Source organism: Endozoicomonas sp. ALD068 (assembly GCF_049310145.1).
Classification (GTDB): domain Bacteria; phylum Pseudomonadota; class Gammaproteobacteria; order Pseudomonadales; family Endozoicomonadaceae; genus Endozoicomonas_A.
The window spans coordinates 6,489,982-6,512,974 of the sequence record NZ_JBLYNU010000004.1; the positions used below are offsets into that span (position 1 = coordinate 6,489,982).

Genomic DNA, 22,993 nt, shown 5'->3' on the forward strand with positions numbered 1-22,993 from the left:
AACGTTTATCAGGTATCCAATGATTCACACAACGAATTCAAATTCACAGTGTTCAAAAACTCTTCGGCAATGGTTGTCAGCTCGTCGGATTTGAGCACCAGAGCGTCACTGGCATTGAGTGCCTGCCGTAAGTAAGAATTCTCAATAGATTTCTCAAAACTATCAGGACCTATGATTCTGGACATCATTGCATACAGTTCATGGGGTGAAGATGGATCATGAGCGCCATAGTCCTTATGAGGGTTAGCATGTATGGAAATATTGCCCCAACAATGTGTTAAACGACCACCTTTTGAGTGTGTCACTCCATACAGGTAATGACTGAAGGCCTGCTCAATCGCCTCGCAGCATTTCATATGTAAATCACAGAAAGACAAATAGTCCCTCGGTGACAACTTAAGGGACTTTATAATGGGCTGGTACTTGCTTTCGATATCATGCTTTTTTTGCTTACGTTCTTCTTGAGTCAGGCATTGCTCATCCAATGCCTTCAGAGCGTCCCGGAGTTGTTTTTCCATCGCCTCATATTGCTTGTATTGTTCCCATAACCGCTTCAAGTCCGGGCTATTCTCTGCTTTTACTTCCATCAGGGCTCTGTGTTTTTTATTGAAGACTGTGACTCCCCACGAAGGCCGCCCCAGGGTAATCACCGGACGGTGGTTTGCGTTGACCGAGGTTAACTGCATAAATGCAGGTTCTTGCAGCAACATTCGTTCTATATTCGGAACTCCCTCAGGTACGTCTGTCCAGTTGTAGTCCAGGATTGAGCGGGCAATTTTATCTTCAAGGAATCGCGAAAACCCACCATGAGAATGAGTGACTAACAGGGCACTATTTTCTTCCCTCATGAAAAGCTCATAACTTAACTGCCATCTCTGGCTGATTTTTTCCCCGGACAACACAGTCCGATACCACTTTTTCAGGCAATTAGTGGCTTGAGCCTTCAGTTCATCGATGTCTCTCAGGCGCATTAATAACTGATAATGTTCATCGGCTCCCATAATCGCGTTATCATAAACCGGCACTGGGTCCAGCCAACCCGATGCCAGGGCCTCACGGGCAAAGTGAATAACCGATGGTTTGGCCAAGTGACTGTTTTTCAGTATTTTTACCATTGAACACGACCATTCGAGATGGCTTGCATTGGTGTGATTAATCATTATTGGATGGAGTAACTTAAGTTGTTTGGTGACCTGATCTTCATCGCTGTTGGACAATATTTGCACGACTGCCTCTGACATCGAATTGCGGTGAGGGTGGTTGCCAGAGCGCTCAGTACGAACCAACTCCCTCATTTGATACTGATGTGCCTGTCTCGACGTTATAACTGAGACGCCCATGGAAAAACTGGCTAAATCTTTTTCTTTCCAAAGGTTCTTTACAATGTTGAAAGGATGTAGATCTTTGTTTGCCAATGCCCCGAATGTCTCAATGGCTTTGTTCAGTGCTTCAAGGTTGATGCCAATGGCTTTAGACAGAGCTTGCTGTTGTGTTAAATCAGCTTCTTTCAGAAGACTCTTCAGGAGTTTCTTAATCTTGTTTGACTGAGTATTAAGATCAATGCCCCTGCTGATGGGCTGGAATTCAGATTTGATTTCTGTTACCCGTGCAGGCCCCCCGCCCAAATTTGCTGACTTCCAGGTTTGGCCCCCATCTTCGGAATACTCAGCAAAGCTGTGGATAAAGTTTGTTATGCTCCGACATGGAATCCCAAAATAACGACAAAAAGCGACAAAAACAGGTGTACGATGTTTACAGTAACCTTGCCGCTGTGTTACCAGAAAGTGAAAGAAATTTTCGTCTCTCTCTGGTTTGGTTTTACCGGAAAACTGTTTGCAATAGTCCTTGATCGCCTCAATGCGTTGCGACCTGTTTTCAGCCTTTATGATTTTCAGCAAAGGCACCTGTATTTCCGTTGGCTGCTGCTCGATGTTTTCAAACAGTTTGTCCAGTACGGCTTTCATCCCTTCTGAACAGCGGGTGTCAAAACCTGCTGGTTGGACTTTTTGGCCCGGTTCCCTGGACTCTACGACATAGGCAACCTTTATACTCTGGTTGGTTCTGTCCCCGGTAATAAACAGTTTGTGCAGCCCGGTATATCGATCCCTGACCAGGGTGTATGGCCAATCAGGTTCTATGCGCAAGGCCACGATATAGTCGTCAGGCGTCAGGCTTGGCAATGCACATTGACCGTACTTTAATTGCATCTCAAAGGTTGCCAGGGTTTGATTTTTAGCTAATGTCACTGGCTGGTCATGCTCTGGTAACAGCTCAGGTGTGAGCAGTTCCATCCCCTGAAGGTACTTATCACCAATTTCGATCCTCTTGATATTGCCCCCAGCCGTTACAAATATATCCTGTACTCTAAGTCGATACATCTGGGAAGGAAGTTTCTCCGTTTTAAAAACTTTATAATCCCTAAGTTTTGACCCCGCCAGAGAGTCGTAGTTCGTTATCTGGTCCAATGCCCTGGTCTTTTTCTCTTCGACTTCCGGATCGTATTGTTCAAAAGCACTATCAGCTGATGCTTCCTTAATAAATTCGTACAGCGAATGGTTCGGCAGATTACTTATCTCATGCCAGAACGCTGGCCACCATTGAACTGCCTTGGCGTTCCATAACCTTATTCGCTTATCGGCCTCCTGAAGATAAGGCAGGGAAGCCGGCGTCTTCAGTGCCTGCTCCTCTTCTTTCGTCATGGAGAATACACTATTGGCGTCCACGCCTGTCTGGCCAAACTCACGATTAAACCAGCTTTTCTGCCAGTGTCGGTACAGTGCCCGGGTGAGAACATTGTCAGACTCATCCGGCCTTAGGGAAAGTCCGGACGCCTGCCATTGGGCCTGAGCGACCCTTTTGATGATTTCTGTTTTGGCATCCTCTTTACTCGGGTCAGCCTTAAAACAAATTTCATGGTTTTTTTCATCAATGCTGTTGTTATCACTGCTTCGTATCAACCAGGGACGACCAATGTCCGGTAACGTTTCGTTGAACCAACGGCTCAGTTTATCAGCAAGGACTCCTTCGCCCATGGCGGAACCGGATGACTTTGGCAGTTTCTGCAACGATATTTTGGCTGCCATCAGATAAAGCCGGTAGTGCTGATTGAGGTATTGATGAAGTGTTTTTTCGGTAAAATCACCCCCTCTGTCAACCGCCCTGGCGACATTCTGTAAGTCAAGGCTGGTGGGCTGCAACGGCAGGTTTTTCCGTTGCAGGTAAGCCCTTAAACGACAATGTTTCTCAGTCAGCTGTTTAGCCGCGTTTTTTCCTTGCGGGGTCTGAGGCAACACTTTATCGGCAATGGTCTGCAATTCTTTCTGGTTATACTGCCGGATCGGCAAATGTCGGAAACGTCCTTTTAGCGCCGGTGACAAGGTTTTTCGCCCGCTGTATTCAGGCGGGTTGACGGTAGCAAACAGGTGGAAGCCCGGATGGGCGTCACCGGCCAGAATATCGTTCAACTCACCTTCCAGATGCTGGCTGTCGATCAGATTCATTTCCGAAATAACTACGATGCCGCCCTCTACTTTTGCTTTCTGGATAGCCTCACACAGTCTGTCCCAGGAACAATCACAGGCATTCAGGGGAAAGACTTCCGGCATGGATTCTCCCCGTTGCCTGGCCTGCTGTCTGACACTTTCAATCATCAGGTTCAGCGTGGCATCTTTACCCCGCCCGGCCGGACCTTCAATCAGCGTTGCCTGACGACCGCCGTGTTTTATGTCGTGATGATAAGCCTGCTGAGCGCGGCTTAAATCCTGTCCCAGCCCTTGTACCAGTTGAATGACTGCCGATCCGGAGGTATCAAACTCGGGTCGGATTTCTTTGGTCAATGTTCTGAAGTCCTGCAGCATATCGGGCAGGGTGTGGTTATGAACTTTGTCGCGCAGGGTGTTGTCCGGGTGGTAACGGGCTGCAAACCAGATTTCCAATGCCAAGAGGGCATCCTGGTGAGTCTCGCTGATTTCGGGACCCAGTAGATCCCGGAAACTTTGCTGGATCAAACTGTTGATTTGCTCAGGAGTCACACTGCCAACTGCGGGCTGCGCACGACCAAGATACCAGCCCACCCAACTGCAGATATCGGTTAAATCCCTGGGAGTAAACTCATGCTCGGGCAACAGCTCCTGGTAATATTGCCAGAGTGCCATCACACTCTTGGTGGCAATGTGTGCAATGTCGTTTATTTGATGCCGTTGTAACTGATTGAGTAGGGCTGGTTCGACCACTCTGTCCCGAAGGAAAGCCTGATCCAGACGTGGGTAGTAAGCCCTGGGCAATTTCTCTTTCAGGGCCGGGTCCATTTGGCGCCCGGCGTAATGATCGGGGTTGCCGGTGAGAATCACCCGGTGTTTTTCGCTGACCCTGACAGGATGTCCATTCACATAGATGCAGGGTTGCGGCTCCCATAAGCCATTCAATGACGCCAGCAATCCGGCTTGGGTCAGGTTGGCTTCATCCAGAATCAGGGTGATATATTTTCCTCCAACATTGTCGGAAGGGGTACTGGCCCATTCCATCAGCGCCCGGTTTTGCTGCTCCATAGAACGGTCGCCATCGGCGTGTTTTTGCCACTGCCAGCGTTTCATCAGTGTCTGTTCACTGTCAGAAGGTCCAAGAGAAATGATTGAAGCCTGTCCGGAAGCCTCTGCCATCCGGGCGGAAAAATAGCTTTTCCCGGTGCCGGTTTCCCCCTGCAGGAATAGGACGGGAGAGTCCGCAAAGCGTTCATGGAGTCGGGATAATCGACGGCTTTCACGATCCTGCTGACTCATCTCGCCGTAATAAAGATCCCGGGCCAGTGCTGACAGGGGCATATCAGAGGAACCTTGCCATTGCAGTGATTCAGACAGTCGATGTTCTATGCGCTCAATACCTGCTGCCTCAGAATTCGCTATTTTGGCACTATGAAAACAATCGGTGGCCAGAGAGTGAATGACATCGGATCGGGTCTGCTCTGATGGCACATATAACTGCCAGCCAGACGTCAGTGCATCCTGCAAACGTTTAATCTGCCGTGTTGGTCTTATGGTTAACGGATGATATGGCCTGACTTTCGACTCTGTGACTTCCAACTGATACGCCATTGCAGGTCGTTGTTTTTCAGGCGTATGGGCCAGAATCATGTTACAGAGCCTGTCCAGGGCTTCTTTTTCACTATGTTTTGGAAATGGTCTTTTATAGGACAGTTGTAGTCCTTCAAATGGTTGTTCCGCAGAGAACGAAAATTGCCCGTCGTTAAAGAATGCCGGGTCAAAGGCTCTGGCCAGTTGCCACAGGTTCTGCTGCAAAAATGCTCTATCCAAGCGCTGGGAGCTATTGATGATGGCATTTAACCGGTCCGGGTCTACCCAGGCGGCTTGATGCTTATCCGGTTTCTCATGAGCATGCGGCAGTAGCTGCCAACAGGCCACCTTGACAAAATCACGCACTGACGGATTCTGTCTGGCACCATGGGTGATGACGCTGTCGATGGCTTTGCGCCAGTGCCGAGGCAGGAGCTGTGGAGACCGGTCAACCTGCTGTGTCCGCCGGGCAGCCTGTATCAGGTTATTTAACAGCCCTTCGGTCATTTCAGGCAAAGGGTTACAAAGGTCGTCAGGTACGGTTTTAAACGCTTTGTAGAGTTCATGAAGCGCTTTTTCTGGTAGCTCAGTCCGGGGGATACCATGTTTGGAGGCAGTGATAGTCCAAAGATCGACTTCAGGACACGGACTGCCCGTGGCAACCATTGAACGAAATATGGGAGATGGGCTTTCTGTAAACTCAGGCCAGAGAATTGTGATATGAGCCTTTGGGTACTCCTGTAATTGGCCATTGACCAACAGAGTTTGCTCAACAAACAGGGATTCCAACTGTTGCTGAACTGTTGGATTGCTTTCCAGCCCCCGGAAGACAACCGGCTTGCCAGCGATTAATGCCTCCTGCAATTCACTTTGGTGACGTCCAAAATACGCCTTTTGTTCCGAGGTGATACGGATATTATCAAACAACTGGCTGCAACGGGTCTGCCCATTGACCTGAATGACCAAAGGAGCTTCCTCTTGATGATTGAGCCAATAACTTGCCTCAGCAGGTTGCTGATAAGTGACGGTATTGATGGTATTAAGGGTGGCGTGATGACTAATTTTTTCTTGTAGTCCGGACAGTGATGTGTGCTCATCTTTTTTTGTCAATCCCAGGGCTTTTGGCTGCTTGATTGGATGAGCTACCTGAAGTTGCGGCTTCAGGCCTGTGGTCTCGCGAATAGTCTGCAACGAACCCAGCAAACGAAACCAAAGAACTTCAGTGAGTGGAGAGGTTACGGTGACCGTATCACCTGCCTGAACTTGTTCCAACAGGGAGGTATTAGGGACTGCATAGCCTTCCGGGGCAATGGCAATCGGGTTCAGCCAATCGCTGATATTACTCTGGTTGATGATGATCGGATTTCCTGGTGCATCACCAGAGCAGGACAGACTTTGGAACAGTGAATAAAGCTCGTCCTTCCCTACCGGCGTCTGATAAAACTGAACATTGTTGGGTAACTGACAGATCTTCCCGTTGCTTTCAAAACATTGTTGCGTCAGCATCTGACGAATCGTCTGTTCAAAGGCCAGGTCCTGCCAGTTGGCTCCTTTCAAAATCACACGTTGTCCGGCTCGCAGAGACTCAAGTTTGCCGGGGATGTGCTGGATTTGCCCTTGTTGATTCACGCCAGGACCGCCCAGTAGCAACTGTCGCCAGTGACTGTGTAAGTGGCAGTCGATAAGAACGGTATTGTCGTCATCCATAGCACTTTCGGCAGAGGGGAGTTCAGCCAATAACGGAGGAACCTTGTCGATCTCCGCTGGGTCGTCGCCGGTCTGTGCGTCGAACTGCCAGGTATTGCCCGGTCGATTGATTCGCCGCCAGAAATCAGCGCCCGGAGCGCCGACCGCAGGTGCCTCGTCATGTTGGCCAACCGAGGCCAATTGTCCAGGGGCCGCCAGGACCAGCAGAGAAACATGCGCTCCCAGGGGGCGTTTCTTCCGGCTGACTTTGTCATAAAGGCAGGGGTTATCCGGGTCCAGCAGATCGTTAAATTTTGGCAGATCCTCGCTGGTGAGTTTTCGGATATCCATCACCAGGGTCAATGGCTGCGATCCTTCAAAGAGCTTGCCTGAGCGCAAAGTGTGGCGACCATCGCCGGAAATGCTCAAGCGGCTCACCAGGTTAGCTTGTGAGAGGTCATTGGGGTGGGAAATAAGGGTAACATCGCGATTTTCATCGCAGGTCTGGGCAACTAAAAGTTGTCGAATCTCATCATCACTGGTGACAAAACGAAAATCGAAGGCATGAGCGGCCTTTTGGAGCGGGGAATCTGTTGAGGATACCCTTCTCGCCTTGTCAGGCAAAGCAATGGCAGGTGACGATAGGCTGAGTTGGGCTGTTACGTCACAGACCTCTGCTACCGAAGGTGAATCCTGTCTTGCTTTTTTGGCTGGCACGCTGCGATCAGGCTCTGCGCTCTTAAAAAAAGGCCTCTTTATTTTCCCATCAATCCGACCATCCATAGTCAATCTCTCTCCCTACTGCTATTTGAAGGACTGCATTGAAATTAATTGTTTGATGATTGGACTTTAGAACGGGCTTAAAGTTCCATTTGGAGAATTATTCGTTGCCATTGAGGGAAGTCACGAACCTCGAAAAAATCACCATGACCAAACCATGATCAGGTATCCAGTGACTCGTAAATCGAATTCAAATTCACGCTGCTCAAAAACTCTCTGGCAATGGTTGTCAGCTCATCGGATTTGAGCACCAGCGCATGACTGGCGTAACATGCCTCCTGCAAGTAGTCAGCCTGAAGCGATTTCTGAAACTCGCAAGAGCTTTCAATGACAGTCATCATGGCATGGAGCTCTTCCGGTGAGGATGGGTCATGAGCGCCGTAGTTGTTTTCCTCCGAGTATCCATATACTCGGGCATTACCCCAGCAATAGGTTAAGCAACCGCCTTTCGAGTGTGTTATTCCATAAAGATAATGACTGAAGGCTTGCCGAAGAGCTTCCCTGCATTTGTTTTTTAAATTTCTCACTTTTATGTTCCACTCAGGCGCCCCGACGATAATCACCGGAAGGTGGTTAGCCTTGCCCGGGATGAACTTTGGGAATGCAGGATGATGCACCAGCATTCGTTCTATATTCGGAATGCCCTCAGGTTCGTCCGTCCAGGCTTTCTGCATAGATAAGCTGAGAATGTTCTTTTCCAGAGATGGCGAGAAACCATCATGGCCATGAGTGACAAAAAAGCTATTAGCATTGACTGCCTGGAAGCTTCTATAAGGCATCCGCCATATCTGGCTATTGTTTCCTCTGGACAAAAATTGCTTATACCACTTTTTCAGGCAGTGGCTGGCTTTAACCTTGAGTTCATCAACAGCGTGCAGAATCACCAGTAGCTGATGGTGTTCATGGGCCTCTATAATATGGCCTGCATAGCTCGGCAGTGGATCCAGCCAACCCAGTGACAGGGCTTCCCGGGCAAAGTGAATCACCGAAGGTTTGGCCAGGTTACTGTTTTGCAGAATATGCACTGTTGAACTCAACCACTCGAGAGGGTTTGCGCCACCCTGAACAACCGCTCTTGAGTGCAATAACTTGAGTTGTTCAGTGACCTGACCTCCATCACTGTCAGACAGGATTTGTCGGACAGCCTCCGACATCGGTTTATATTTCTGTCCACTGTCGTCATAGACATCACCCACCATTTGCATCTCACCAGCGCCCAATGCTTTTGTCTCCAGTGATTCCAATATTGAGGACTCCAATATTGAGACACCCATGGAAAATCCCGTTAAATCTTTTCTTCCCCAAAGGTTCTTTACCATTTCGAGAGTGCTTAGATGGATTTCTGGCAATTCACAGTCTGTCTTGAGGGTTTGGTTCAGTTCCTCAAGATTCATACCAAAGGCTTCAGCCAGAGTTTGCTGTTGTGCTAAATCAGCACCTTCCAGGAGCCCCTGCAAGATATCCCTGGTCTTTCTTAACTCAGTGCCAGAACCACCGACCCTTTTTGTCAGCTGAAAACCAGAGGAGACTTCTTTTGCCTCGAAGGGTGCCCCGCCCAAATCCACTGACTTCCAGGTTTGGCCTCCATCCATGGAGCACTCTGCAAAGGCGTGGATACGGTTAGTGATTTGCCGACATGGAATCCCGAAGTAACGACAAAAAGCGATAAAAACAGGCACACGATGACGACAGCTACCCTGCCGCTCTGTTACCAGGAATTGAAAGAAGTTTTCATTCTCTTCTGGTATTGCAGTACCGGAAAACTCCAGACAATAGTCTCTGATCGCCTCAATGCGTTGCGTTGTTTTTGTAGCGTTTTTTATTCTCTGCAAAGGTACCTGTACTTTGGATGGTTGTTGATTAATATGCGTTAACACTTCCTTCAGTACTTGTTCCATACCTTCTGAACAGCGGGCGTCAAAACGTCCTGATGCTTCTGACCGTGCTTCTGCAGCAGATGTTTTTTCGCCCGGTTCCCGGTGTTCTACGATATAAGCAAATTGAATGTTCTGACTGGCTTCGGCCTCTGCAACAGACAGCGTATGAAGCCCGGTATATCGGTCCCTGACCAGGGTAAATCGTAATTCGGGCTCTGTGCGCAGGGCCACGATATAGTCGTCAGGCGTCAGGCTGGGTAAGGCATATCGACTATTGTTTGATGACATCTCAAAGGTTGCCAGCGTTTGGTTTCTGGCTAATGTCACTGGCTGGTCACGCCCTGGTAAACGCGCCGGTAAAAGGACTTCGGCCCCCTGCAGTTGTTGATCATTAATACTGATCTTTTTGACATCGCCCTCAGCAGACACGCAAATATCTTCTGCCCACCATCGATAAATCCCGGGGAAATGGTTCGGCCTGTCAAAAATAATTTGATATTCACGTTGTGGCTCCCCCTCGTTCTCGTAGTTCGTTATCTGGTCCAATGCCGGAGCCTTTTTCTCGTGGGCTTCCGGTATGTACTTTTCAGGTGCCTTATCACTGCCAGTAAAAACGGATGTCTGGTTGATAAAATCGCCTACCAGATGGTTCAGCAGGTCACTGATCTGATGCCAGAACGCCGGCCACCATTGGACTTTATCGGCTTTCCACGCCTTTATCCGTTGATCAACCGCCTGAAGATAGGGCTGGTTAGTCAACATTTTCAGCGTTTGTTGCTGTTCTTCCGTCAGGGGAAATACGCTGTTAGCGTCCACGCCCGTCCGGCCAAAATCACCAGCAAACCAGCGTTGCTGCCAGTGCCGGTAAAGTGCCCCGGTGAGAATATCGTCCGACTCGTCCGGCTTCAGGGAAAGACCGGATGATTGCCACCTGGCCTGAGCCACCTCCCTGATGATCTCCGTTTTTGCTTGCTCTTCAGTTGGACAAGCCTTAAAACGAATTTCATGGTGTTTTTCATCAATAGCGCTGCGATCACTGCGTCGTATTAACCACGGCCGATCAATGCCCGATACCGTTTCATTGAACCAATGGCAAAGTCCGGAATCAAATTCACTTTTCCCCATGGCAATAGCCGAAGACTCGGGCAGTTCCTCCAGCGCCAGGTTGACGGCCATCAGATAAAGCCGGTAGTGCTGATTAAGACATTGATGAACGGCTTTTTCGGTAAAATCGCCTCCTCTGAAGACAGCCCTGGCAACATTCTGTAAATCAAGGCTGGTGGGCTGCAAGGGCAGGTTTTTCTGTTGCAGGTGAGCCCTTAAAAGACAATGTTTTTCTGTTAGCTTGTTGGCGACGAATGTCCCTTCTGAGGACTTTGGCAACACTTTTTCGGCAATGGTCTGCAATTCGGTCGGGTTATACTGTCGGATCGGCAAATGTCGAAAACGTCCTTTCAGCGCTGGTGATAAGGGTTTTCGCCCGCTGTACTCAGGTGGGTTGATGGTGGCAAACAGGTGGAAACCCGGATAGGCGTCACCAGCCAGAATATCGTTTAACTCGCCTTCCAGATGCTGGCTATCGATCAGATTCATTTCCGAAATCACCACGATGGCGCCCTGGATTCTTGCCGTCTGGATCTTTTCACACAGTTTCTCCCAGGAACAATCACAGGCATTCAGGAGCAAGACTTCCGGCATGGATTCTTGCTGTTGTTTAGCCTGCCGTTTGACGCTTTCAATCACTAGGTTGAGAGTGACATCCTTGCCCCGACCCGCCGGGCCTTGAATCAGGGTCGCCTGACGGCCGTCGTGTTTTCTGTCGTGATGATAAGCTTGCTGACAGCGGCTTAAATCCTGCCAAAGCCGTTGCACCAGATCAATGACTGCCGATCCGCAGGTATCAAACTCAGGTCGGATTTCTTTGGTCAGTGTTCTGAAGCCCTGCAGCATATCTGGCAGGGTGTGGTTATGAACCCTGTCGCGTAGGGTATGGTCCGGGTGGTAGCGGGCAGCAAACCAGATTTCCAGTGCCGAGAGGGCATCCTGCTGAGTCTCGTTGATTTCGGGACCCAACACATCCCGAAAACTTTGTTGGATCAAACTGTTCACTTGCTCGCAGCTGGCACTTTCGTCTTCGGATAACACACGATCCAGATACCAACCCACCCAGCTGCAGATGTCGGTTAAATCCCTGGGGGTAAACTCATGGTCTGGCAACAGCTCCTGATAATATTGCCAGAGTGCCATCACACTCTTGGTGGCACTGTGGGCAATGTCGTTTATTTGATGCCGTTGCAACTGATTGAGCAAAGCTGGTTCCACTACTCTGTCTCGAAGGAAAGCCTGATCCAGGCGTGGGTAATAAGCTCTGGGCAGTTTCTCTTTCAGGGCCGGGTCCATTTGGCGCCCGGTGTAATGATCCGGGTTGCCGGTGAGAATCACCCGGTGTTTTTCGCTGACCCTGACAGGATGACCATTCACATAGATGCAGGGTTGCGGTTCCCATAAGCCGTTCAATGATGCCAGTAATCCGGTTTTGGTCAGGTTAGCCTCATCCAGAACCAGGGTGATGTATTCTCCGTCTTTTTTGTCAGGTTCGGTATTGGCCCATTCCATCAACGCCCGGTTTTGCTGCACCATAGAGCGGTCGCCGTCGGCGTGTTGTTGCCACTGCCAGCGTTTCATCAGGGTCTGTTCGCTATCAGAAGGTCCAAGGGAAATGACTGAAGCTTGTCCCGAAGCCCTGGCCATTTTGGCAGAAAAGTAACTTTTCCCGGTGCCGGTTTCTCCCTGCAGTAATATAACGGGAGAATCCTTAAGCCGGTCGTGGAGTCGGGACAATCGACGGCTTTCACGATCCCGCTGACTCATCTCGCCGTGATAAAGATCCAGGGCCAGTGCTGACCAGGACGTATCAGCGGAACCTCGCCATTTCAGTGATTCAGCCAGCCGATGTTCAATGCGTTCAATGCCTTCTGCCTCAGAATTCGCTGTTCTGGCTATATGAAAACAATCGCTGGCTAGCGCGTGAATGACATCGGATCGCGTCTGCACTAATGGCAAAAGTAACTGCCAGCCAGAAGCCAGTGCATCTTGCAAACGTCTAATTTGTCTTGATGGCCTGATGGCCAACGGTGGATGTTGTTTCGCTGTCTCCGGATCGACTTTCAACTGATACGCCATGGCCTGACGATGCTCCTCAGGCCCGTGGGCCACGATCAGGGCGCAGAGTTTGTCGAGAGCTTCTTTTTTACCCCACCTTGGAAGTGGATTTTCATAGGATAGTAGTAACCCTTTAGATTTAGTGCCCTTGAAAATTGTCGGGTCAGTGGCTCTGGCCAGTGGCCACAGGTTCTGCTCCAAAAACGCTCTATCTAACTGCGGGGCACTGTTGATGATGGCCGTTATCTGATCCGGGTCTACCGAGGGAGGGTGATCCTTATTCGGCTTCTTATCCGGTAACAAATACCAGCAAGCCACTTTCATAAAGTCCCTGACGAGCGGATTCTGCCGGGTGCCATGGGTGATGACGCTATTAACGGCCCTGCGCCAGTGGCGGGGTAAAAGCGTTGAGGACTGATCAACCTGTTGTGCCCGACGGGCAGCCAGTATCAGGTTATTCAACAACTCTTCGGTCATTTCAGGCAGAGGATTACAAAGGCCGGCAGGGACGGTTTTAAACGCTTGGTAAAGTTTATTAAGCGCTTGTTTAGGCAGCTCAGCCCGGGGGATTTCATGCCTGTCGGCATTGATAGCCCAGAGATCAACCTCAGGACAGGGTTTACCCTTGGCGACCAGCGAATGCAAGACCGGAGACGTACTTTTCGCAGACTCAGGCCAGAGTAAGGTGACATCAGCCTGTGGGTAGGCTTGCAATTGACCGTTCACCAACAGAGGTTGCCCAATAACCAGTGGCTCCAGAAGCTGCTGAAGCCTTGGATTACGCTCGAGTCCCCGGAATACAACCGGTTTGCCAGCGGTCAATGCCTCCTGCAATTTACTCTGACGTCGTCCAAAATGCGCCTGTTGTTCCGAGGTGATATGGGTATTATCAAATAGCTGGCTGAAGCCGGTCTGTTCGCTGACCTGAATGACCAAAGGGGATCTCTGCTGATTATTTAGCCAATGACTTGTTTGGGCATGTCGCCGATAAGTGACGGCATTGAAGGTAGCGTGATCTGTGATTGGATGTTCATCGCTTTCTGCCAATCCAAGTGCTTTTGGCTGCCGTCTTGAATCAGCCACCTGAAGTCGGGGCTCCAGATCTGTCGTCTCGCAAATCGTCTGCAGTGAACCCAGCAAACGAAACCAGAGTGCCTCAGTGAGGGGGGACGTTACGGTGACTACACCACCTGCCCGAATTTGTTCCAACAGACAGGTATTTGGGACTGAATAGCCTCCAGGGGTAATGGCAATCGGGCTAAGCCACTCCCTGATATTATTCTGGTTAATGATGATCGGGTTTCCTGGTGTTTGCTCTTTATCATCTTCTTTATTGTTCGAATGAGACAGACTTTGGAACAGTGAATGAAGCTCTTCATTCCCTAACGGCATCCGATAAAACTGAACATCGTCGGGTAATGGACAGATCTTCCCGTTGCTCTCAAAGCACTGTTGCTGGAGCATCTGTCGAACCGTCTGCTCGAAGGCCAGATCCTGCCAGTCGGCCCCTTTCAGAATCACCCGTTGTCCGGCCTTCAATAACTCAAGCTTGCCGGGGATGTGTCGGATTCGCCCTTGTTGGTCCACTCCAGGGCCACCCAGCAGCAACTGCCGGCAGTTGGTGTGCAAGTGGCAGTTAATAAGAAGGGTATTTTCGTCATCCGTAGCACCTTCAGCAGCCGGGAGTTCAGCCAATACCTGAACCTCGTTGATATCCATCAATGAGGCATTGCCGGTCTTTTCGTTGAGCTGCCAGGTATTGCCCGGTCGATTAATTCGCCGCCAGAAATCAGCGCCCGGTGCGTCGGCCGCCGGAGCGCCGACCGCCGGTGCCTCTTCATGCTGGCCAACCGATGCCAACTGTGCGCGATCTGCCAGAACCAGCAGAGCAACATGCTTGCCCAGAGGACGTTTTTTCTGGCTGACTTTGTCGTATAGACAGGGATTATCCGGGTCCAGCAGATCGTTCAATTTGGGCAGTTCTTCGCCGGTAAGCTTTCGGATATCGATCACCAGGGTCAATGGCTGCGAGCCTTCAAAAAGCTTGCCTGAATGCAGAGTGTGGCGACCATCACCGGACAGGCTCAACCGGCTCACCAGATTAGCCTGTAAGAGGTCATCAGGATGGGAAATAAGAGAGACATCCCGGCCTTCATCACAGGTCTGGGTGATTAAAAGCTGTCGAACCTCATCATCATTGGCGACAAAACGAAAATCGAAGGAATAAGGGGACTTTAGCAGCGAGGAGTCCGTTAAGGATACAGTTCTTGCTTTGTCAGGCAATATCTCCGAAGATGGCGATATCTTCAGTTTGGATTCTATTTCGGAGCAGATTCCTACACCCTTTTCCTTCGACGACAAATCCCGCGTTGCTCTCTTGGCTGTTACACGACTATCAGGCTCTTGACTCTCAAGAACCGGTTTGGGTAGTTTCCCATCAATCCGGGCATCCATAGTCCATCTCTCTCCTGACATCTGAAAGACTGTATTTAAAATGTTTTAAGTACTCAGGCATACGGAATCGAATATTTCTGGCTTATTGGGCAGGTGCTCTGCAAGGCGCAACGACGGGAACATAGGAGGCTGACCGAGAATAGTCTGCCCTACGCGGCAACTGCTCCTGCGTTGCTCTAGCTCCTGCATCCATGCAGTCGTGTGGCGGCAGCAAATTGGTCTGAAAATCCGCTTTTGTTCGTCAAATAGCTCGCTATTCTCCTCACAAAACCGAATTTTCATCCTCAATTTTCTGCCCTCCTCGCTACGGGCGCTATTCTCGGTCAGCCTCCTAGCAAGCTATGTGACCAGAGTTGCAACACAGCACGACTGCATGGATGCAGGAGCTAGAGCAACGCAGGAGCAGTTGCCGCGAGTGCCTGAACAATGAGTCAGAAAATATGATTTCGTATGGTTGAGTACTTATGATATGACCTTCGAAGTGGACGAAAGTTTCATTCGGAAATTTAGTCTTGGCTATTGAAGATGCCGGAGCGGTGACTCAAAACGTGAATGTCACCGGTTTCCGGATTCTTTGTGAGAAGTGGGAAAACGGTCTTGTAAGCTTTGTTCTTGGTTAAATAATATTTCTTCAGTGCAGTTGATTAATAAATAAATCGCAACTACTTTAGAGTGCATATTGATTGAATGTTTGTACAATTGAACGTAAAAAAGAACAGTAGTACTTACAGTGGATATCTTTTTAGTACTGGGATATTGAAGGATTAATGACTCTTAGAACGTTAAATTTCGGGTATTGAAAATGCACTTTTAGCAGCATGGCATCAGGAAAAACTGAACAAAAATTATTCGAATTTTATAGTATGGAAAATGGATTAACACTCAATTTTATAACTGGCTATGAAATCATTAGTATTTTTCTCATCCTTATTCTTGGTTGCTTTGCACTTTCAAGCTTTTGGTTCTACTTCTCTTCATTATCAGGCAGCTCTTATTCCGGGTTTTACTGGAAAATTATTTTCTCCAATACTTCCTCTTGAAAGAGATAGCGCTGAAAAAACGCTATTGAATGCTTTTAAGAAAAAAGTTATAGCGAATCTTAAAGACTGGAAAGACCCCTTTCTTGAAAGCAAGACAAATAAAGTGACAAAAGAGTACCAGGAACTTGATCGCAAAAAAAGTACAGGTCTTTCTAAAAAAGAAAAGGATAACTTTTACCAGTTGGTCTATGACAAAAATGAGGCTGGCAATAGTGCTCATGTCTTGAGTGCTTTTTTATCTTTATTAATTGATACTGCTAACAATGTTTCTTTGAGAGGTAATACAGATGATATACACGGAATTGTCAGCCTCGGTAATTCAAATGAAAACGGAGCAGCGGGTGGCAAAGGTGATCGGTTGCCTGAAAAAAACGGAAGATCGGCCAAGGATCAAAGCCAAGAAGCATCAATGCAATTTAAACCAGGCAAGCGCAAGAGGAAAAAGGAAAAAGAACTTGATTTTGAGGTGCTGGACTTATCACCTCGAGATGCAGCCAAGCACTTCCTGAATACCGTTAATCAACTTGCGAGGGAACATAATATATCCATCAAAAGAATAATCGGGAATAATAAGTGTAAGGGTTCTGGTTATATATATTTCAGCGATGGTAGTTACATTACTAGCAGTGCGAATGTTGAAGAGATATTTGTAGATTTTATATTATTTACGGAAGGGTTGTTAAGAGATCAGAAGTTTGTTTATAGTGATGATGCCGATAAATATCGTTCCGGTCAAAAGATTACTAATAACCAAGTTGAACTAATAGATTCAACTTTTTCAGAAATGTTTGCTCGGAAAGATAAACAGTTGTCAGATAGAAATCATTCATATCGTCGCTATTATCTTCGTGAATTACTATCCGATTACCTTTATGAGAATTACAGAGGCTTTGGTGATGTTGATGGCTATCAGGCAGTTGGGCATGCGACATTTCCATTCTTTGAAAAGATGCTTTTTGGGGAAGGCTATTTTTCAGAATTTGCTGGTTTTATGAGTTTTACTGATCAATATAAGGTAGAAATTATTACAGAGTTAAATAAGAGTTTCAGCTTTATAGATTGCAAGAATGAAATTATCGCTGTCCTTAGAGGTAATGACAAACTCAGAATGGCTTTTAATGAAGAGGTCATGGCGGGGGAGTTTAATAGACGCTGGTTAGATATTCTTGATGATATGTTTCAAGAAAAACCAGACTCAGTCGGACAGGCTCTTCTACCTGATAATCCCATTAATCTCAAATTTGGTGAAGAGTTGGAATATGATTTGGTTTCTAAAGAAGAAGATCAATGGGGCGGGCCAAGTTACTATTATCTTACGAAAGTAGATAAATATATGAAAAAATTAGGAGCCAATAAGGAAACTGCTTATGATCCTAAGAGGTACACTTTTGATGGTCATTTCTATGTAGCCCCTTTTGTAGATTTTAAAAAATGGCTTGAGGTGAATTGTACGCCTTACCATGATGGTGACGCTGGTGCGGAAAAATGCTTTAAAAAAGTATTTAAAGTCGTTGACTTAATGATTAAAGATGGCTTTATAGATCATGCCTCCGGTCACAAGCATGTAGATGCACTCTCTGCTACCCATGGCAACCCCGGCGTTCTACTGGAATTACAGAGGGAGATTGAGAGCAATCCTTATCTAACCAGAGCATTCGGTAATAATGACCGAATTGTTAAAAAAGATGAGGGTCAATGGTACAAATTGTTTTCTGACTATGCTGCTTTGAGAAGCCTGGCAATTGAACGGATGAATTGGATGATTGCTACGTACAATGAGAAGTTGGCTGGTGTAAATTATGGAGAGGGGAGTGCTTATTGGCTAACGGATTCAGAGAAATTGGAAAAGCTTAAACAGTTCTCAAAATTATACAGTCATTTTGTGCAATTGGCGCCTTTGCAAAAAATGTTTGGTGCAGTTGGTAATGTGTTTTTAGATAAATATATGGCTGTATCTTTGTTGCACATTCCAGGAACTGAGATAATTGATCCTTATGGCACAATAGAGTTTCGCTTTTTCCGTTGTCCAGAAAGTATGCAGGAATTAAAATTGATTAATCAGTTTTTAAAAGCCTTGTTCGAATATATCCATGAGCGTCGAATGCGAAATGAGCCGATTGAGTCTGTACCTGACGACATTAAAGCCAGCAAAGATTACACTCCTGAAGAAGTTCTTCATCATACTGTTGAATACTTGCAAAAACTGGGACTGAACCCCGCTGACTATCAAAGCTTTCTGAATAAAGTATCCAAGGATATGTGATCATAAAATGGCGGGTTTGATAGCCCAGCGCAGTTATTATCGGCTCGACCCGTGCGATGGTTTCGATACACACTGGGTGACCGATTAATGACAAGAGAGCCTGTGGTTGTTGATACTCCCTGTTTTTACTTGTTGCTAATCGAAGCTGGTCATCCTCTCGCAGCCCTAACCTCTATGCAAGCTTCCTGATAATGCGAAATGTTAGCTTTTTTTGGAGTACAGCCACCACATTCAAGTAATGATTGGCATTTTATTCTAAGCTCTCCCCTGCGCCAGTTAATGCGATCCGGGAATGTCTGGGCATACCTGGTGTTCAATTATCGTAACCGCAGCAGGACCATTTTAAGTACGACAGCTTCCCAGTATCTAAGTACCAGGCCTGTTGGTCTCGCATATTCTGGCGAGTGGATTTTTTCATCCTTCAAGGCGTAACGACGGGCGCGTAGCCATAGCTATGCAACCAGAGTTGGAACGCAAAAGGATGGAGAAAGCCGCCGTCCAGAATATGCGAAACCAACTGGTTAGGTACTTATATTGGGTATCTTTTAATGGGTCATGGAGTGGAAGTTGTTGAGTATAAAAACCGGTATATCTTTCTTGTGCTTGGCCTGGCTATTTCTGGCCGTGTTCTGTGCGTATTCTACTGATTTGTACGGTGATACCATTCCAGATAGCTCATCTTATTGTACACAGTTTTCTGTTCCCGGTGTCTCTGTAAGTTTTTCGTTTAACCTCGAAGATGTCGGGGCTGCGGCGGTTGTGCAGCTGGCGGTATCGTCTGCAATCGTGTTATCAGCGTTAGTTTGTCAGGGTCATGCCGTGCCCTGTAGTTCGGTTATCTATCCTCTTTTGCAGGTTTACATTATTTCGGCTGGTCTGCTGCACCGTTTTCTTTTGATTGATGCTTTCAGGCAATGGGCTTCGTGGCTTGTATTTTCTGGTTCGCAGTGGAACCCCGTGAGAATACCCGATTCTGCCACTGCTGAGGCTGGCACCTTGAATCCGGTGCTTGGCTACTCGACTCTGGCAGAAGCTGATCCAAACTATCAGCTACGGCACGATAATTTTGCCAGCCTGCACAGCCTTGTGGCCTATGTTACCGAGCTTAATAAGCAGATCACACCCGGTCAGTCGGTCGTGAAAAGTCGTGATGGAAAAGCCCAACTGCAGGTTGTGCAACAGGATACCACTGCAACTGTATTCTCGATCATTCTACCCAACAGTGACAACACGACCAGCACTTATCAGGTGGGGAGTAATCAGGGCATTTTCTGGATAAAAAAATTTAATGACATCAATGTAGAGCGGTATCAACAGGTTGTTTGGAGCGAACCGAAAGAAGGAAGTACTACTGCTTGTTTAACCGCCCAGCTTATTGCTCCAGAGAAAGCAAATGAGTCTGGCTTGCAACTCGCACTAAGGGTGCCATCCTGGCTGACTCACCGGCTTCTGGCGGTCAGCACTGAAAAGACTATAGCTAAGTTCAGCCGGTTGTTTCTGAATTGGTATTGGTCGGCTTATTTAATGTCTGAACCGGTGAAGGCTATGATGTCCCGGCGACATCAAAAACCAGGCTTGCAAGGGCTGTCTCCTGTGGTTCCTGCCTGCTACTCCGACAATCAGCATTGTTTTGGCTGGATGACCACGCAAGGTTTTTCTGCTGGTGTTGTTCCACAGTCACATATGATGGATGCACCTGCAGAGGAAAATAGTTTTTCCAGCAGCGGAGAAAGCTTCACTCTCAACAAACCTGAAGAAAGGGAGCCAGAGGGTTCCGGGGTGGGTGAGGGTGAGGGAGCCGAAGGTGGAAAAGATAAGGACAAAGGTGAAGGCTCCCCATTTTCTGAAAAGCCACGTTTGTCACCCGTCGCGTTACCTGAGAGTCTTCTGTGGCAGGCGACAGAGCAGTTTTTTTTAAACAGTGGATTGAGTGTGGGGCAGTCACCCGAAGTCGATCTTCAGGATGCCTACGACTTAATGCGCAAGATGAGCCATGCAGGCATGCTGCAGGTTTTACCTGTTGAAGGTCAGCCGATGAAAGACTGGGCAATGGTTGTGAGTAAGCGTCTTGCTCGTTATATCAATCACCCCATAAGTCCAGCAGGTGATACAGATCAGCCTGCTTTTTCTGATCACAGTCGTAGTCGTTATGATGAGTATGTTGTACCCATGACGCAAGATATGTTTAATCGTGTCGTTGATAGCCTTGATAAATATGACCAGTTTGCTCAGACTATTATTAATCTGCGCGATGGCCTCAAGGATATTATCGAAGCCTTTTGTGTAGAGAAAGAAACGGGTAGCTGCTTGTATGGAGGAGAGTCTGTAAGAGCGTACATAACCAAATACGGGTTTGGACATCAGCTTAAATTCAAGGATAACGAGCCTGTTACGGATGATATTGATGTGCTGCTTGGGTACGACAAAGTAGACGATTTAAAACAGTGGCTGGACACAAAACTGGTTGGTTTTAAAGTATCAGAACCCCGTAAAAAAATGTTGTTTTCTTTTCCCGGACAGAGGCCTGATCCTGAAGCCTATAACCTGTATGTGTTTGATTTCGAGGTTGATAGCGGGTCAATCAACGCCTTCCTCCCAAGCCTGGATGTCGCTATGGCGATTCCTGGATCAAAGGCGACTTTTCAGTCAGAGGAACTGGTTATTTATGAGAGCATCGTCAGGGGGCTAAACGCTGATGCCTTGGTTCGCAATACCTCTGTTCGTAAGCAGGGCAAGCATTGGGACCGTGCCCTCTATTTGAAATCGGTTTTTTCACAGAATTATTTCTTCAGTATGCTTTTAGACGACATAGATCGGCAGACAGGTGAATTACCATTACAGCCAACTCACAGGAGTACTCATTCCAAGTCAGCCACGATTGAAGTGATGAAGGAGCGCATTGATGAACTGACCTGTGAATTAAATAATAAGGAACAACAATTAAAAATTTTGAAACAAAAAGTTTTGGATGCTTTAAAAGCTAATGAAATCAGTCTTGCCAAAAAGGAAGAGGAGCGAAAGCAATTATTTCATGAATTTCAGCAGAAGCTGGCGAAGGAAGGTAAAGAGATAGCTGACAGGAAGTCTGCTAATAAGAAAATGAGTGAAAAAATATTGTTATTAAATAAACTGAATAAAAGCTATGAGGAAAAAAATGTAAATCTTGATAAAGAAATAAAAAGTCTTGAGCAACAACTAAAAAAAATAAAGCAAGATCTGGTTCAAGCTCAAGATAAAAGAAAGGGGATTGATAGGTATAAAGAAAAAATCAGTCAGCTTGATCTTGAAGTACTCAATATTAAAAAAAAGTTGGAAGTATCAAATATCAGGTGTGACGAATTTCAGGCAGATAATGAAAGGCTTAAAAAAGAAGTTTCAGAGTATAAAAAAACACATGAAAAATGCCTTGAAGTCGATAATGAAACCTCGAAAAATTTAAAAAATCCAATTAATAATGTTAGCCACCGACTAGACCAGAATAATAAGCTAACCGGCAAAAAAAACAGACGTAAAGCTAAATTAAAAAGCTCAGAACGATATGAGTATGAACCGACTAAAAGGTCATGGCTCAGAGCTTTTTTGGTAGGTATTTCAGTTTTTATAGGCTACAAGCTAAGCGGTTACGTGGCGCGACAATACATGCAGGAGTCCGGTAGTGATGGCATAGAAAATCCTTGCCTTAATTTAGATGATTACACAGGATTAAATAGGTATATACTGCAGACATTGTGCGATCTCGATAAAAATTACAGAGTTGTTGATTATCAGATTTTCTCGTTCATTCGTAAAAAAGCAGCTTTTGAATTTATGAATAAAAAAACTTTCTTCGAGAACCAAAGAGCACAAAAAATACAGAAGGGAAGCAAGGTTATATTAGCTCATGCCAGGTACTACCTGCTATCTCAAATGACAACAAAGCAACTGCTGCAGGTTGTAGGTGGCATCAGAGCTGGCAAGGAATCGGTGGGTGATAAACTTTTATTGAATGAAATTATCCCTGGTGTTGTTGATTATTGTGGCTTGATGCCTGATAAAAAATGGCAGTACGACTGTGGTCGTATGGCAGTGCAAAGAATGCTTTCTAAGCAATTTGAGAATGAGTATTATGTTGTTGTCAATGGAAGAAGAGATATCAAACTTGGAGATTCACACAGGGTTATCAATTTCCTTCCTGTGTGGGACATAACTTCAGAAAAACTGCGCTGGTACGATGTTTGGCCCTATCGTCTTGACAACGAAGGATATGCCATTCTGGGCAATATAGCTGAAAAACAAAATGCTGTATTTTTACTGTCAGAATGCAAAAATAGAAATATTAAAAAAGAAATTAAGTTAAAAGTATTCTCTAATTATAAGTGGCACGACAAAGTTTTTAAATGTGCTGTGAAAACTGAAATAAGTGCGAATCTTGATGCAGTCTTCTGGTGGAATCATTATTATCCGGAGGCGCATCGCAGTACAGCTGGTTGTGATGATGGACATGGGCCGTACTACGGGGCATGGACATATATCGATAAGTAGTTACCCGGAGCTGTCACGCCAGCTTCTGAGCCTGGGCAAAACTGGGCCGACTTTTGCCCTGCTACCACTCAAGCAGTTTTTCGGGCTTCTGTTTTAGCTTTCTCGCCAGATCAGCAGGAACCATCCCGGCACGTTCCCGCG

At 47.0% G+C, this 22,993-nt stretch carries 4 protein-coding genes; 2 read left to right on the forward strand and 2 right to left on the reverse strand.

Features of this window, described 5'->3' with window-relative positions:
• Positions 1 to 8 precede the first annotated feature (8 nt).
• Positions 9 to 7,538 carry an AAA family ATPase gene (locus ACO6V5_RS23425; protein WP_422409566.1) on the reverse strand — a complete coding sequence of 2,510 codons (7,530 nt, stop codon included), beginning with the start codon at positions 7,536 to 7,538 and terminating at the stop codon, positions 9 to 11.
• A 158-nt stretch (positions 7,539 to 7,696) separates the two neighbouring features.
• Entirely contained in the window at positions 7,697 to 15,028 is a 7,332-nt protein-coding gene (locus ACO6V5_RS23430; protein ID WP_422409564.1) for an AAA family ATPase, read from the reverse strand.
• 900 nt (positions 15,029 to 15,928) lie between these two features.
• On the opposite strand from ACO6V5_RS23430, the gene ACO6V5_RS23435 reads away from it, so the two are divergent.
• The gene (locus tag ACO6V5_RS23435) at positions 15,929 to 18,331 is read left to right on the forward strand and encodes a hypothetical protein (RefSeq protein WP_422409562.1); all 2,403 of its coding nucleotides are present in this window, start codon (positions 15,929 to 15,931) and stop codon (positions 18,329 to 18,331) included.
• A 570-nt stretch (positions 18,332 to 18,901) separates the two neighbouring features.
• Positions 18,902 to 22,852 carry a hypothetical protein gene (locus ACO6V5_RS23440; RefSeq protein ID WP_422409560.1) on the forward strand — a complete coding sequence of 1,317 codons (3,951 nt, stop codon included), beginning with the start codon at positions 18,902 to 18,904 and terminating at the stop codon, positions 22,850 to 22,852.
• Positions 22,853 to 22,993: the final 141 nt, after the last annotated feature.

Coding starts and splice junctions, on each gene's coding strand:
- ACO6V5_RS23430 (WP_422409564.1), bottom strand. CDS start 15,028: ATGGATGCCCGGATTGATGGGAAACTACCCAAACCGGTTCTTGAGAGT.
- ACO6V5_RS23425 (WP_422409566.1), bottom strand. CDS start 7,538: ATGGATGGTCGGATTGATGGGAAAATAAAGAGGCCTTTTTTTAAGAGC.
- ACO6V5_RS23435 (WP_422409562.1), top strand. CDS start 15,929: ATGAAATCATTAGTATTTTTCTCATCCTTATTCTTGGTTGCTTTGCAC.